The 15348-nt window shown below is 59.4% G+C and carries 12 protein-coding genes; 3 read left to right on the top strand and 9 right to left on the bottom strand.

Translation table 11 applies throughout. The features are described from left to right. Positions 1 to 9 precede the first annotated feature (9 nt). The 3 genes from uvrC to ACLH0H_RS22870 form a co-directional block, all read right to left on the bottom strand. A complete protein-coding gene (uvrC, locus tag ACLH0H_RS22880; protein ID WP_411379745.1) occupies positions 10 to 1833 on the bottom strand; it encodes an excinuclease ABC subunit UvrC in 1824 nt (607 codons plus the stop codon). A gap of 1 nt (position 1834) precedes the next feature. Beyond that, entirely contained in the window at positions 1835 to 2476 is a 642-nt protein-coding gene (gene uvrY, locus ACLH0H_RS22875) for a UvrY/SirA/GacA family response regulator transcription factor (RefSeq protein WP_032886613.1), read from the bottom strand. Positions 2477 to 2627: 151 nt separating this feature from the next. Next, on the bottom strand, positions 2628 to 2993 hold the full coding sequence (locus ACLH0H_RS22870) for a helix-turn-helix domain-containing protein (protein WP_411379744.1): 366 nt from the start codon (positions 2991 to 2993) through the stop codon (positions 2628 to 2630). Between the two features lie 83 nt (positions 2994 to 3076). On the opposite strand from ACLH0H_RS22870, the gene ACLH0H_RS22865 reads away from it, so the two are divergent. Further along, positions 3077 to 3316 (top strand): DNA-binding protein, encoded by a 240-nt coding sequence (locus ACLH0H_RS22865; RefSeq protein WP_411379743.1) that lies wholly within the window; start codon positions 3077 to 3079, stop codon positions 3314 to 3316. A 34-nt stretch (positions 3317 to 3350) separates the two neighbouring features. Here the strand turns inward: ACLH0H_RS22865 and ACLH0H_RS22860 are convergent, their stop codons facing one another. Further along, complete coding sequence (locus ACLH0H_RS22860) at positions 3351 to 3782, bottom strand: GNAT family N-acetyltransferase (protein ID WP_411379742.1); 432 nt, start codon at positions 3780 to 3782, stop codon at positions 3351 to 3353. Beyond that, complete coding sequence (locus ACLH0H_RS22855) at positions 3783 to 4532, bottom strand: carbon-nitrogen hydrolase family protein (protein WP_411379741.1); 750 nt, start codon at positions 4530 to 4532, stop codon at positions 3783 to 3785. Between the two features lie 604 nt (positions 4533 to 5136). On the opposite strand from ACLH0H_RS22855, the gene ACLH0H_RS22850 reads away from it, so the two are divergent. Both ACLH0H_RS22850 and dkgB read left to right on the top strand, forming a co-directional pair. Then, positions 5137 to 6219, top strand: coding sequence for a 3-deoxy-7-phosphoheptulonate synthase (locus ACLH0H_RS22850; RefSeq protein ID WP_411379740.1), 1083 nt, complete (start codon positions 5137 to 5139; stop codon positions 6217 to 6219). Positions 6220 to 6468: 249 nt separating this feature from the next. After that, a complete protein-coding gene (gene dkgB, locus ACLH0H_RS22845; protein ID WP_411379739.1) occupies positions 6469 to 7287 on the top strand; it encodes a 2,5-didehydrogluconate reductase DkgB in 819 nt (272 codons plus the stop codon). Here the strand turns inward: dkgB and ACLH0H_RS22840 are convergent. The 4 genes from ACLH0H_RS22840 to mgtA all read right to left on the bottom strand — a co-directional run bounded on the left by ACLH0H_RS22840 (position 7284) and on the right by mgtA (position 15112). Then, positions 7284 to 7712 (bottom strand): chemotaxis protein CheY, encoded by a 429-nt coding sequence (locus ACLH0H_RS22840; RefSeq protein ID WP_411379738.1) that lies wholly within the window; start codon positions 7710 to 7712, stop codon positions 7284 to 7286. The two genes, dkgB and ACLH0H_RS22840, sit on opposite strands and share 4 nt — an antisense overlap. Before the next feature lie 134 nt (positions 7713 to 7846). Then, the gene (locus ACLH0H_RS22835) at positions 7847 to 11461 is read right to left on the bottom strand and encodes a transporter substrate-binding domain-containing protein (RefSeq protein WP_411379737.1); all 3615 of its coding nucleotides are present in this window, start codon (positions 11459 to 11461) and stop codon (positions 7847 to 7849) included. 1 nt (position 11462) lies between these two features. Further along, on the bottom strand, positions 11463 to 12089 hold the full coding sequence (locus tag ACLH0H_RS22830) for a response regulator (protein WP_411379736.1): 627 nt from the start codon (positions 12087 to 12089) through the stop codon (positions 11463 to 11465). 317 nt (positions 12090 to 12406) lie between these two features. After that, a complete protein-coding gene (gene mgtA / locus ACLH0H_RS22825) occupies positions 12407 to 15112 on the bottom strand; it encodes a magnesium-translocating P-type ATPase (RefSeq protein ID WP_411379735.1) in 2706 nt (901 codons plus the stop codon). Between the last annotated feature and the right edge of the window lie 236 nt (positions 15113 to 15348).

Genomic DNA, 15348 nt, shown 5'->3' with positions numbered 1-15348 from the left:
AAAGGCATTCTATTCGCTGTGCAGATTCGCATAAATCAACTCAGCGAGCTTTTTACTGATACCGGGTGCTTTGGCTATTTCGTCAATGCTGGCACGGGAGAGCTCCTGCAAGCCACCAAAATGTTTGAGCAAATCGCGACGCCGCGTCGGGCCAACCCCCGCTACCCCTTCCAGGGTTGAGGTTCGCCGGGTTTTGCCACGACGGGCGCGGTGGCCGGTAATGGCGAAGCGGTGGGCTTCATCGCGGATCTGTTGGATCAAATGCAGCGCCGGTGAGTCGCCTTTCAAGGTGAACTCATGGGCGGCATCATTCAAGTACAACGTCTCGAATCCGGCCTTGCGCGTGGTGCCTTTGGCCACGCCGAGCAGGATCAGGTCGGGCACGGCCAGTTCGTTGAGCACGTCGCGGGCCATGGACAGCTGGCCTTTACCGCCGTCCACCAGCAGGATATCCGGCAGTTTGCCCTCGCCGTCCTTCAACTTGCTGAAGCGGCGCGTCAGGGCCTGGTGCATGGCGGCGTAGTCATCGCCGGCAGTGATGCCTTCGATGTTGTAGCGCCGGTAATCGGACTTGATCGGACCTTCCGGCCCGAACACCACGCAGGATGCCACCGTGGCCTCGCCGCTGGAATGGCTGATGTCGTAGCACTCAAGGCGCTGCGGCGGCTCGTCCAGGTTGAGGACTTGGGCCAGGGCGTCGAAGCGTGCGGCAACGTGCTGTCGATTGGCCAGGCGCGCGCTCAGGGCTTGCTCGGCATTGGTCACGGCCATTTGCTGCCAGCGTGCACGAGTGCCGCGCACGCGATGGCTGATGTCCAGCTCGCGGCCGCGCAGTTCGTGGATCGCCTCGATCAGCGTGGGGAAGTCTTCATGCACCACGTTAACGATCAACTCCGACGGCAGGTCGCGTTCGGGGCTGCTGACGTAATACTGCCCGAGGAAGGCCGACATGACTTCGGCCACCTCCTCGTCAATGCCCGTCTGCGGGAAGAAGTTCTTGCTGCCCAACACCCGCCCGCCACGCACGCTGATCAAGTGCACACAGGCGCCGCCCGGGTTGACGAAGGCGGCGATCACGTCAACGTCGCCGGTGCCGCCTTCCATGCTCTGCTGATCCTGCACGCGGCGCAGCAGGGAAATCTGGTCACGCAGTTCGGCGGCCTTTTCGAAATCCAGGCTACCGGCGGCTTGTTCCATGGCGCTGGAGAGCTCATCGGTAAGCGCATTGCTGCGGCCTTCGAGGAACATCACCGAATGGCGTACATCCTCGGCGTACTCGGCCGGCTCAACCAGGCCGACACAGGGCGCCTTGCAGCGTTTGATCTGGTACTGCAGGCACGGACGGGTGCGGTTCTTGTAGAAGCTGTCTTCGCACTGGCGCACAAAAAAGGTTTTTTGCAGCAGGCTCAGGCTTTCGCGGACCGCCCCAGCGCTGGGATAGGGCCCGAAATACTTGCCCTTTTGCTTCTTCGCGCCCCGGTGAATGCTCAGGCGCGGGAAGTGACCATCGGATAAAAACACGTAGGGGTAGGATTTATCATCGCGCAGCAGGATGTTGTAGGGCGGTCGCCATTCCTTGATCAGCGTCTGTTCAAGCAGCAGCGCTTCGGTTTCGTTGGCGGTAATGGTGGTTTCGACCTGGGCGATACGCGCCACCAGCGCAGCGGTCTTGGGCGCGAGGCCGCTCTTGCGAAAATAGCTCGCCAGGCGATTTTTCAGGTTCTTGGCTTTGCCGACATAAAGCAGGCGCGCCTCGCTGTCGAACATGCGGTACACGCCGGGGCGGCCACTGCAGGTGGAGAGAAAGGCGCTTGGATCAAACGGTGTGGTCATGTCAGGCGCTGGCGTCCACCATGCCGTGGCGCACCGCGAGCAGGGTCAATTCAACATCACTGCTGATGGCGAGCTTCTCGAAAATGCGATAACGGTAGGTATTGACGGTCTTGGGCGACAGGCACAACTTGTCGGAGATCGTCTGCACTTTCTGGCAACCGACGATCATCAAGGCGATCTGAATTTCCCGCTCCGACAGCGCATCAAACGGCGAATCACTGACGGGCTGGAAGGATTTAATGGCCAATTGCTGGGCGATCTGCGGGCTGATGTAACGTTGGCCGGCAAACACCAGGCGAATGGCCTGGACCATTTCGGCCAAACCTGCGCCTTTGGTCAGGTAACCGGCCGCGCCGGCCTGCAACAAGCGCGTCGGGAACGGGTCTTCTTCGCAGACGGTTACCACTACGACTTTGATGTCCGGATGGCTGCGCAACAATTTGGTCGTGGCACCAAGACCGCCGATACCGGGCATCTTGACGTCCATCAACACCACATCGGGTTTCAACTCTCGGGCCTTGATCAGGGACTCTTCCCCGGACTCAGCCTGGCCGACTACTTGCAGGCCATCGATGTCAGCCAGCATTCGTGTAATGCCTGTACGAACGAGATCATGGTCATCGACTACTAGCACCCTAATCAAGCAGACACCTCGCGATATGGTCTTATAGGTTGCTGAACACCTTAGCAAAAAACCGAGGCGCAGACCTAGCTGCAAGCGTCATATATATAGTGTTTGAACACCCAGCAAACGCCCGCCAGGCGGCAGACGGCTCTATTTGCTGGGCGAAAGGTCAGGAATTCTGGGGCCTGAGCTTATTTTTTCCATTCTGCGCGGCTGAATGCTCGGCCAGGGTTGAAGTCAATCGACGGATTGCAGCCTGGTCTTCCTTGAGCATCAGGCGGTAATCACCCAAAACTTTTTCTTCGAGCTGACTGAGGTTTTCCAATTGGATCGGTGTTGCAAAGCCAGTCAGCACATACAACACATCTACGCCTCTTTCAGCGACCCGTGACAAATAGTCCGCCTTGGGGGCTCGCTCTCCACTTTCGTATTTGCCTTGTGCGTTTGCCTCAACGCCTCCTATTTCGCCAAAAACTTTTTGCGACAGGCCAAGTCGCTCTCTTTCTTGCCTCAAACGCGAACCGATTCCACTCATTTGGATGTATGATCCTGATCTGGCACACCCCAAGAGGTGTCACACTCATCTCTTCGTTAAACGAACTTGAACGGTTTTGAACTATGCCCGGAATCCGTACCGCTGCACAAGCCAAGGCTTGGCTGGAACATCAAGGAAAGTCAGTGCAAGCGTTCGCCCGTGAGCACGGCGTAGATCCGGCCACCACCTATCAAGTGCTCGCTGGGCGTAAAAAGGGACGGCGTGGGGAAGCCCATAAGGTAGCGGTCCTGCTGGGCATGAAAGAAGGCATCATCCTTGCCGAGGCTGATGGCCAGAGCAAAGATCAGGAAATCGTCTCCTGAGTCCAGTATGCACTTATTGCCAAACGTTGCATGTTTAGCTTGGACCGCAAACACGCTCCATACGCCAGAAACAGTCTTCTTCACCGACGATACTGAGCCCCCTGCGCTGATAGAGCCTGCGCGCGGGGTTGGTCTTGAATACCGTCAAACGCAACAGGCCCAACGCCTGCGCCTTGAGCGCCATCTGCTCCAATACCCAACTGCCCGCACCGCGCCCACGAAACGCCTCGAGCAGGTGCAGCTCGCGGATATAGAGCGCCCGGCTGTCGCGGCTGAGGCTGACAAACCCCATCACTGTATCGCCGTCGCAAACCAGCCAATTCTCCCGGCCAGCCCAGGCGACGTCGAAGCCGGCGCTGGACCACACCAAGCCATATTGCCGGTAGTAGCGACTCATCGACTCGAACGTCAGCGTTCGTGCAAATGGGAGGTCCTGGTCGGTGGCCGCGCGCAAGTGAAACGTCATTTAGACAACCACCACCTGGCCAGCCCACACCCCGTCATCGCGACGAGCAATCACCAATGCATCACCTGCCCCAGGCGCAGCGGCAAGTAAGTTGCCATCAGCGGCCCAGATAGCGCTGCGCCCCGCGCAAACATAGCCACCGGACGGGCCACCATGGTTCGCCATCAACACCAGCAGGCCATGCTCGGCTGCATAGCCCTCAAGCAGCGCACTGTCCGTTGCGTAGCCGCCTTCGCTGATCAGCGCGCCGACGGCATAGATAGTGGCGCCCGCCTTTGCCGCCAGGCGCGGATGGCTGGCGTGGGAAAAATCCGCGCACACGGCCAATGCAATCGTGTCACTGGCCCACTCAAGGGCCGCGCCACCCTGCCCCGGGACAAACGCAAGTTCTTCGCCTGGATGCAAATGCTGCTTGGTGTAGACCGCCATGGAGCCATCCGCCCCCAGCACCAATGCTCCAATCGACACGCCGGCCTCGGGTGCCTGGCGGATCGGCATACCCACCACCGCCGTCAGCCCAAGCTCCCGGGCCATTTCACGCAGGGGGGCCAGTACAGGGTCATCCGGCGCGATTGCCAAACCGGCGGCGAATGACGGCTCATACCCCGTCAGCGACAGCTCCGGGAACACCAGCAACTGCACACCGTGCTCGGCTGCCGCCTGCATGAATATCAGATGCCGCTCAATATTGGCCGGCAAGTCGCCCGCGATGGAAATGGATTGAGCAGCAGCAAGGGTCAAGGTCGTCATGGTCGCGTCCAAGCAATTACCATCTAAGGTTGCAAGCATATCTCGCCCTATAGAGATGAGTACCATGCACGATAGAAATTAATGATTGAGTCTGCCTGCATCCCTCTAGTAAGCTCCTCACATCATTCGGAGACATGCCATGTTGCAACTCACCCACACTCAGGTTTGCCCTGCTGCCAGCGCCCCGCGCTCGGTATCGGCTAGCTGCGTGAACGGTTCGAGCGCAGCTGTCAGCTTTTATTTTGGGTATTGGTTTAGCCACTGGCGCGCCTGATACCTGAAATCGGCGCCCACTATTCAAGGGGTCGCCTGCCAGAGAAATCTAACCCCCGGTCGGCTCCCCGACCGGGGGTTTTGTTTTTCAGGCCCTCAACTTTTGCAAGAACACTTAAAGGACATACGACATGAACTACGCCACCTATTACCGCTACGACATCTTCACTGCATGGCGATTTAGCCAGCTCCGCTCGGGACAGCCTGCCGCCTCCGATCGGTCACCTATTGGTGGCAAGCCAACACACGTAGCCAACCTGGCCAATTGTCGAACACCCCAATAGGGCCAAGCGCGCGGGACCACCCGTCGCTTGCCCAGGAAGCCTTGAACATGAACTCCGCCACCGCCGCTCTGCCGATCAGCACCCTGACCAGCGCCAATGAAGCCCTGACCCAGCGCCTGCCCAGTGCCCTTGAGCTCAAGCATCAGTTGCCCCTCAGCCCGTTCCTCAACGAACAAGTCCATGCCCATCGCCAAGCCGTGCGCGCCATCCTCAATGGCGAAGACTCGCGCTTGCTGGTGATCGTCGGACCGTGCTCGATCCACGACCCGGAATCGGCCATGGAATACGCGCGCAATCTGAAGAAGCTCGCGCTTGACGTCAGCGACCAGATGCTCCTGGTGATCCGCGCCTATGTCGAAAAACCGCGTACCACCATCGGCTGGAAAGGCCTGGCCTACGATCCTCGCCTGGATGGCAGCGACGACATGGCTGCCGGCCTCACCTTGTCCCGCGAGCTGATGCGCGAAATGCTGCGCCTGGGCCTGCCGGTAGCCACTGAGCTGCTGCAACCCATGGCCGCCGGTTACTTCGATGACTTGCTCAGTTGGGTTGCGATTGGTGCACGCACCACCGAATCGCAAATCCACCGCGAGATGGCCAGCGGCCTGGGCGTGCCCGTGGGTTTCAAGAACGGCACCGATGGCGGCGTGGCCATTGCCTGTGACGCGATGCGTTCGGCAGCCCACCCGCATCGCCACTTCGGCGTCGACAGCCAGGGCCACCCGGCGATCATCCAGACCCCGGGCAACCCGGACACCCATCTGGTGCTGCGCGGCGGTCACCGTGGGCCGAACTACCACGCGCCACACGTGGCACAGGTCAAGCACGACCTGGCCAAGTCCAAGGTAGCAGCGCGGATCATGGTTGATTGCAGCCATGCCAACAGTGGCAAGGACCCGCTGCGTCAACCCGCAGTGTTCAACGAGGTATTGGAGCAACGGCTACAGGGCGACATGGCGCTGATCGGCATGATGCTCGAAAGCCACCTGTTCGAAGGCTGCCAACCGTTGAGCGCATCCCTGAAGTACGGCGTGTCGGTGACCGATGGTTGCCTGGGCTGGAGTGCCACCGAGCAATTGTTGCGCAGTGCGGCCGAGCGCTTGCGCGAACAGCACAAACCAACTGACTGATGAAGATCAAAATGTGGGAGCGGGCTTGCTCGCGAAAGCAGTGGGTCAGTCAGTACATCCGTCACTGATACACGCATTCGCGAGCAAGCCCGCTGCCACATCTGAACTGCGTGCGATTCAGTACAAAGCCTCTGCACCTGAAGATTCGTGATCTGCGGTAAAGAGTCCTTTTCGAATTCGACGGTTTTTCCGAAGGAACGACGGGCGGATACTCGACTCCATTGCTCACCACCCCTTCAGGAGTTACTGATGTCTACCCCAACGCAAAACGTTCCGGCCTTCGGCCTTGGCACCTTCCGCCTGAAAGGCCAGGTGGTGATCGATTCCGTCAGCACCGCCTTGGAATTGGGCTATCGCGCCATCGACACCGCGCAGATCTACGAGAACGAAGCCGAGGTGGGCCAGGCAATTGCGCACAGCGGCATCCCGCGCGACGAGCTGTTTATCACCAGCAAGATCTGGATCACCCATTTCGCCGAAGGCCAGTTGATTCCCAGCCTGCGCGAAAGCCTGCGCAAACTCAAAACCGACTACCTGGACTTGACCCTGATCCACTGGCCGTCGCCGGAAGACCAGGTGTCTGTCGCCGAATTCATGGGCCAACTGCTGGAAGCCAAGCGCCTGGGGCTGACCCGACAGATCGGCATTTCCAATTTCACCGTCGACCTGATGAAGCAAGCGATTGCTGCGATTGGGGCTGAAAATATCGCCACCAACCAGATCGAACTGCATCCCTACCTGCAGAATCGCAAGGTCGTGGAGTTCGCCACCGCCAACGGTATCCAGGTCACCTCCTACATGACCCTGGCCTACGGCGAAGTGCTCAAGGACCCGGTGATTCAGCAGATCGCCGAGCGCCATCAGGCGACCCCGGCACAAGTAGCCCTGGCGTGGGCCATGCAGCTGGGTTACGCGGTCATCCCGTCGTCGACTAAACGCGCCAACCTGGAAAGCAACCTCAAGGCCCTGCAACTGACCTTGAGCGCTGCCGACATGGAGCAGCTTGCCGGGCTGGATCGCGGCCATCGCCTGACCAGTCCCAAGGGTATCGCACCAAAATGGGACTAAACCCCTGGCACGGGCGTGCGGGATAATTCCCGCAGCCAAGGCAACACCCGCAGGCCGGTAGCGGCTGCGGGTGGGTCGATAATGTCCATGAAGTGTTCGAGGTTGACGTTGTCCGGTAGGCCGGGCAGCCGTATCAGCAGCGCTGGCGCTGTAGCGCCGGGCGTGTCCAGGCCCAGGTCCAGATGATCGTAGATAAGCACGTGGTGCACCTGGGGTTGAGGCTCGCACGTGTCGAGCCCCAGCGCGGCATTGATGATCAGTACGTCAAAAGGCTGTGCCGGTATGGCGGTGAGCAGTTGCACCTCTTCTAGGGTTTGCACCGGTACGATCCGGTGGTATCCCAATTGATTGAGCATTTTTTCGATATGCAGACGTTGCAGGTGTTGTTCATCGGCAATCAGGATGGTCAGTGCTTTGTTTGGCATGTCGAACCCCTGGGCAGGCAGTACTCGTCAGTGAGCGCGGCCCATTTTCCAGACATATCCCGGAGGCAAAATCAGGCTTGTTCCCATTCCATGTAGGAGTTCTCCCAAATTCACCTAATGGTTACCCACGCGAGTCAAGCCCGCTTGCTGAGCTGGCTCAGGCTATGCCGCAAACCGTCGATCGCTGTGCATAGGGCCTCAACCGCATCCGACACTGCATCGCGGTCAGCGTTTTCACACACGCTTTCCAGGGTTTCGCAGCAGTTCACCAGCGCCTGGGCCTTGACCATGCGAGCCCCGCCTTTAACGCGATGAGCCAAGTCATGCAAGGTGGCGAAATCCGCGTGTTGGCGCAGCGCCAACAGCCGCACGCGGTCCTCTGCGAGACTACTGAGCAGAGGCTCCAGCAGCTCGTTGAGCGCGCCAGTGTCGCCCCCTGTCAACGAGATGAGCGCACTCAAATCACACACCGGCTCGGGCTCATCCCTTGCAACTGCCGTGGTGAGCGGTGCCAACGCCGCGCGCAAATCATCAAGCCCGGTCGGCTTGAATAGACAACCGTCCATGCCCGCCTGCCGGCAGCGCTCGGTCTCCTCCGGCTGGGCGTTGGCGGTGAACCCCAATATCAGGCACGGTACCAGGCCACGCTGCCGCTCCTGGGCTCGGATATCACGTGCCAATGTGTAGCCATCCACGACCGGCATGTTACTGTCGGTGATCACCCCGTCAAAGTTTCCGGCCAGCCACAGGGCATAGCCCTCGGCGCCATCTTCGGCAGTGACGATGTGGTGCCCCAGGAAACTCAATTGTCGAGACAACAGCAAGCGGTTTGCCGGGTAGTCATCCACCACCAGCAACTTCAATGCCTGCGTCGGTTGAACACGTTCGCCAGGTAATGCCACCGATGCTGCCGTGGACAACGCCAGGGCCATGGTTACATCCACCCGTGTCCCCTTGCCCAGCACACTGCTCAACTGCAGGCGCCCCCCCATCATTTCGCACAGGTTGCGGCTGATCACCAATCCAAGGCCGGACCCACTGCGCGCCGATTGGTCGTTATTGCTGCCCTGGATGAAGGGGTTGAACAAACGCTGCTGGTCCTCGGCACTGATGCCAACCCCCGTGTCCTCCACATACAAACGCAGGTTCAAATGATCCTCGGCCATGGCCGGCAGGCACTGGGCACCCAGGCGCACCTCACCGGTGGCGGTGAACTTGATGGCATTGCCGAGCACGTTGGAAACCACTTGCTTGAACCGCAAGGGGTCGACCAGCACCTGTCGGTTGGTCAGCGGATCGAGCTCGACGTGCAGCCGCAAGCCCTTGTCCCGCGCCAGCCCCTCAAACACGCGCGCCACGGAAGCCAACAGCTCGTGGAGGTTGGCCGGCGCCAGGGTCAGGGACAGGTGGCCGGATTCTATCCGCGCGATGTCCAGAATGTCGCCGATCAGCTCCAACATGCTCCGGGACGCCATCGAGGCCACTTCCAGAGCATCCTGATCGACGCGGCCCCGCTCGGCATTTTTCTGGGCCAGTTCGATCATGCCAATCACGGCATTCATGGGCGTGCGGATTTCATGGCTCATCGTCGCCAGGAACGTGGTCTTGGCACGGTTGGCGGCGTCGGCCTCCTCCTTGGCTTCCTGTAGCTGGCCCAGCAGGCGCTGACGTTCGCTGACATCCACCCAGCCGGCAATCATGCCCACGACGTTGCCGTGACTGTCACGGTACGGCAGCATCCACTGGTAGATGGTCAACACACCGCCGTCGGGAACCTTGAGCACCCGATCCTGGATCTGCGGCTCGCCCCGCTCCATCAAGCTCAAGTAATTGGCATGGAACGACTGCGCCTGGGGCGGGTTGCCGGTGTCGGTTTGCACCACGGTCTTGCCAATCACGTCCTCAAGCTTGAAGCCGAACACATCAAGGTAAGCGTTATTGCAAGCCATCAGGCGGCCCTGGCGATCACGCACGTAGATCGGGTGCGGCGTGCCGTCGATCAGCACGCGCATGAACTCCATCTGGTCGCTCAAGGCCCGTTCGGCTTGGGCACGCTTGCGAATCAGGTTGCGCAGGTAAAGCACCCAGCCCAGGGTAATCAGCAGCAGCAGCGCAGCCAGGCCAAATCCCTGGATAATCACGCTGCGATGACTGCTCCAGTAGCTGTCTTCGATAATGATCTCACTGCGCCAGCGGTTGGTCAGTTCGTCCATTTCTTCAGGCGTGATACTTAACAGCGCCTTTTCGAGGATCGAATACAGCTCGAGCTGGCTGCGGTTGACGCCGAAAGCAATCCGCGCCGGCTCCGTACCGACGGTGCTGGTGATACGCAAGCGATCTCGGAAATGGCGCGCGATCATGTACCGTGCGCTGATCAGCGAAATAAGGGTTGCATCGGCATCGCCATTGGCGACCAGATCCAGGGCCTGCTCCGGGTTCTCGACGTTGACAAACTCGATGCCGGGGTAGTCTCGGACAATATGTGCGGCGAGGCTATTGCCGTTGATAAATGCCAGGCGTTTGCCGGGCATGTCCTCCAGCGTCACCAGACTTTCTTCTCCGGTGCGCGCCACCAACACGTAGGGATTGGATAGGTAGGGCCGAGTGAAACGCAGCTTTTCAGAGCGTTCGACGCTGGGCGTGATCACAGCCAGTATGTCCACTGCGCCACTGCTGACCTCGTCAATCTGCTGAGGCAACGACTTGCCTTTCACCATCTCGAACTTCAAGCCGGTGCGCAAGCTGACCCGCGACAAGACCTCCTCGCTCAAGCCCACAAACTGCCCTTGCTTATTGAAAAATGACAGCGGCACGAATTTGTCGAGCGCTGCCACCTTCACCAGGGGATGTTTCTCCAGCCAACGTCGTTCATTCTCACTCAGGCGCAACCGGTCGGCGGCCAGGAAACCATTGTCGCCGGCACTCCAGCGGCGCAGGATTTCCATCTGCTGACCGGCCGGAACAACAGCCAGCGCGGCGTTGATGATGTTCAGGAGGCGGGTGTTGTCCTTGGTGAAGGCGAACCCGAACGGGTTGACCTCCAGCGCGGAAAAATCCGCCATGCGGACATTATTGAAATGGTTCTTGTTGATCAGGTAACGGGTACTGATGGCGTCGCCCAGATAGACATCAGCCTGGCGGAACGCCACGGAGCCAAGGGCTTGGTGAGTCGAGCCATACAGCAGCAGTTGTGCCTTTGGGTAAAAGGCTTGGACAGCGTCCGGCTGCATATAGTGGTAGAGCATCGCGACACGCTTGCCGGCCAGGTCGGCGCTCAATGAATGGCTGTCACCGGTGCGGGTCACCAGCACCGGTTGATCATTGGCATAGGAGCTCGACAGTACCAGTTTTTTATTAGCCGCTTCATAGCCATTGGCCGACCCGACCAGATCCACCTCGCCCCGCTCGAGTGCTTCGATTACTTCATCACGGGTATCGTAGCGTCGAACCTCGATAGGGGTGTTTAAAATAAGGCTGACCAGCCACGCATAGTCAGCGGTGATCCCTTCAAAATCGTTGCCGTTGCTCAGGTCGAAAGGCGCGTAGTCCGGCGCCGACACGCCCATCAGCAATACACGTCGCTCGCGTAGCCAGCGCCAGTCACTTTCATCAAGCTTCAGGCGCAGGTTTTCAGGGGTAGAATGGCCGAAGAGCCTGAGGTTATGTGGCTCGTCCAAGGCCACCGCTGCACCGGGCGACAGCCCCGTCAGCAGGATGACCGTGAATATCAACAGCCGCGCGGTGTTCATTTCAGATCAGATGATTGCGCTGGGCGAACTTGGACAGGTGCACCACCGAGGACATTCGCAATTTCTCTTTGAGTCGCGTCTTGTAGGTACTGATGGTCTTGTGGCTCAGCAGCATGTTCTCGGCGATTTCCTTGTTACCCAAGCCTTTGGCCAACGCTATCAACACCATTAATTCACGGTCGGATAGCCCCTCCACAAGCTCTTGCTCGGTAGTCTGCAAATCGTCGCGGCGTACTGAACTGGTGGGCAGGCTGGGGAAGCAACTGTAACCGGAACGTATCGCCCTGATGGCCTTCTGCAGTTCATCCAGTTCACCTGTCTTGGCAACAAAGCCCATGGCTCCGGCGCGCATACAACGCGTCGAGAAAAAAACAGCCAGGTACGACGTTAGCACCAGAATCTTGCAAGGCAAGTCCAGCGCCTTGATCCGAGCAATCACCTCCAGCCCGCCGAGCTTGGGCATTGCCAGGTCGAGGATAATCAGATCTGGACGTTCCTCGCGTGCTACCTGCATGGCGTCGGCACCGTTGCCCGCTTCATAAATTTCAGTGAAGCCTTCCTGCTTCAAAAGGAACTTCACGGTAGCGCGAATAAAAGGGTGATCGTCAACAATTAAAGCTTTGCTCATAGAACTCCACCGAGGGATCAGTACGCTTACATATCACACGGGACCTATCCACCTGTGAGAAGTAACAGTTCCGACAAACGGTGCTGATTACTCTGCATGGCACTTCAGGCAGTACAGACCCCTCCTTTTGATAAAGCACGGTAAACACATGGAGCTACGCCCTTGTTCCCGGGGCGCAAGCGCGCAACCTTAACAATGGTTTGCCTTATTAAATGAAGGGATAGTCTCGATTGCTTGTAGGACTTTTCCTCGTAACAGCATAGTCGGCTTTGCGTCGACGAAAGCCCGACAGTCGAGACTGGCGGGCACTCACACGGTTATTGCCAGCCAAACTTACGGATGTAGTAACCCTTCACCGCCTGGGTCAGGCCCATGTAGGCCAGCAGGATCACCGGCAGGAACACGAAGTACAGCGATGGCAGCGCCTGCAACTTGAAGTAATGCGCCAGCGGCCCCATCGGCAGGAAAATCCCCACCGCCATAATCACTCCGGTCATCACCATCAACGGCATTGCCGCACGGCTTTGCAGGAAAGGGATTTTCGGCGTGCGGATCATGTGCACGATCAGCGTCTGGGTCAGCAGCCCCACCACGAACCAGCCGGACTGGAACAAGGTCTGGTGGTCGGGCGTGTTGGCATCGAAGACGTACCACATGAGCACAAACGTGGTGATGTCGAAGATCGAACTGATCGGCCCGAAAAACAGCATGAATCGCCCGACATCTCCCGGTTGCCAGCGTTGGGGCTTGCTGAGCATTTCGGCGTCGACGTTATCGAACGGGATCGCAATCTGTGAAATGTCATACAGAAGGTTCTGCACCAGCAGATGCATCGGCAACATCGGCAGGAACGGGATAAACGCACTGGCCACCAGTACCGAAAACACATTGCCGAAGTTGGAGCTGGCGGTCATCTTGATGTACTTGAGCATATTGGCGAAGGTACGTCGGCCTTCCAGCACGCCCTCCTCCAGGATCATCAGGCTCTTTTCCAACAGGATGATGTCAGCGGCCTCCTTGGCGATATCCACCGCACTGTCCACCGAAATGCCGATATCCGCCGTACGTAGCGCCGGCGCGTCGTTGATGCCATCGCCCATAAAGCCCACCACGTGCCCGTTGGCCTTGAGCAGCCGCACAATGCGTTCCTTGTGGGACGGCGTCAGCCTGGCGAACACATTGGTGGTCTCCACGGCCTTGGCCAGCTCGGCGTCGGTCATGTCTTCTATATCGTTGCCCATCAGCAGGCCCTGTTGCTCGAGGCCCACTTCACGGCAGATCTTTGCGGTGACCAGTTCGTTGTCGCCGGTCAGCACTTTTACCGCGACACCGTGGGCTTTGAGGGCCCTGAGGGCCGGCGCGGTGCTTTCCTTCGGCGGGTCGAGGAAGGCCACGTAACCGATCAACGTGAGGTTTTTCTCATCCGCCAGGCTGTAGGTGTCGCGCCCCGGTGCCATCGGTTGCGCGGCCACGGCGACCACGCGCAGGCCTTCTTCGTTGAAGGCGGCGGTGACCTGGCGAATGCGCGCCAACAGGTCGTCGCTCAGCGCTTCATTGACATCGCCATGACGCACGTTGTTGCACACCGCCAGGACTTCCTCTACCGCCCCCTTGCAGATCAGCAGGTGCGGCTGCCCCTGCTCGGCCACCACCACCGACATACGGCGGCGGTTGAAGTCGAACGGAATCTCATCAACCTTGTGAAACGCAGTGCCGACCTTCAGCTCGCGATGGACCTCCACGTGCTCCAGCACCGCCACGTCCAGCAGGTTTTTCAGGCCGGTCTGGTAGTAACTGTTGAGGTAGGCCATTTCCAGTACGTCGTCGGACTCTGCGCCCCACACGTCCACATGGCGTGCCAGGAAAATCCGGTCCTGGGTCAGCGTGCCGGTCTTGTCGGTGCAGAGCACGTCCATGGCGCCGAAGTTCTGAATCGCATCCAGGCGTTTGACGATGACTTTTTTGCGCGAGAGAAACACGGCGCCCTTGGCCAAGGTGGACGTGACAATCATCGGTAGCATTTCCGGGGTCAGGCCCACGGCAATCGACAACGCAAACAACAGGGCCTCGGTCCAGTCGCCCTTGGTGAAACCGTTGATAAACAGCACCAAAGGTGCCATGACGAACATGAAGCGGATCAGCAACCAACTGACCTTGTTGACGCCCTGCTGGAACGAGGTGGTCGCGCGGTCGGTAGCCGTGACGCGTTGTGCCAACGCGCCGAAGTAGGTGCCATTGCCGGTGGTCAGGATCACCGCCGTCGCCGCGCCGGACACCACGTTGGTGCCCATGAACAGGATGTTTTCCAGGTCCAGCGGGTTGCGGGTGTTGACGTCCTGTTGCTCGGCGAACTTCTCCACGGGCATCGACTCCCCGGTCATCGCCGCCTGGCTCACGAACAGGTCCTTGGCACTGAGCACGCGGCAATCGGCGGGGATCATATCCCCAGCCGACAGTACGATGAGGTCACCGGGTACCAGTTGCTTGATCGGCAATTCGATGCGTTTGGCTTCGTCCCGGCGCAGCACCGTGGCGGTATTGCTCACCATCGCCTTGAGGGCATCGGCGGCCTTGTTGGACTTGGCCTCCTGCCAGAAACGCAGCAACGTCGACAGCACCACCATGGAGAAAATCACCGTGGCGGCCTTCATGTCTTCGGTCAGCCAGGAGATCACCGCCAGCAGCGTCAGCAGCAGGTTGAACGGGTTTTTGTAGCAGTGCCAGAGGTGCACCCACCAAGGCAGCGGCTGCTCATGCTCGACTTCGTTCAGACCGTACTGCACGCGCAGTGCGTCGGCTTCCTGAGTGTTCAGGCCCTCGCCATGACTGCCCAGCGTACCGAGCAATTGCACGGCACTGGTGCTGGCCGCAGCGACCAGGGTTTGCGCCAGGGTCGGCGGGACTTCGCGGCTGACGCTGGCGTCGGTCACGGTTTCAAGCATCGCCAGACGGCGGAAATGCCGGGCAATGTGCCGGGTCCGCAGGAAGCCGGCAAAGAACTCTTTCAAGACAGTGAAATTCATGGTGTTACTCCTGCGCGAGGAAACCATCGTGCAGGTACGGCCGTCTGCACCGCGCCCGTTTCATAGGCACAGTCAGCCCGGCCCGCCTGCCGCAAAAGGCAGGCGCGTCCGTAGCATCCCGAGGTCAGTCAGATGCTGGTCAGCGTCGATGAGAGGGATTCGGGGCAACGGCCAGGAATGGCCGCTGCCGGGATGCCGCTTCTCGCTTTTTATTGGCGAGACAACGGCATCGAAAG

Origin of the sequence: Pseudomonas sp. MPB26 (assembly GCF_046605355.1) — a bacterium.
Classification (GTDB): domain Bacteria; phylum Pseudomonadota; class Gammaproteobacteria; order Pseudomonadales; family Pseudomonadaceae; genus Aquipseudomonas; species Aquipseudomonas cedrina.
This window is presented reverse-complemented; position numbering and strand designations above follow the sequence as displayed.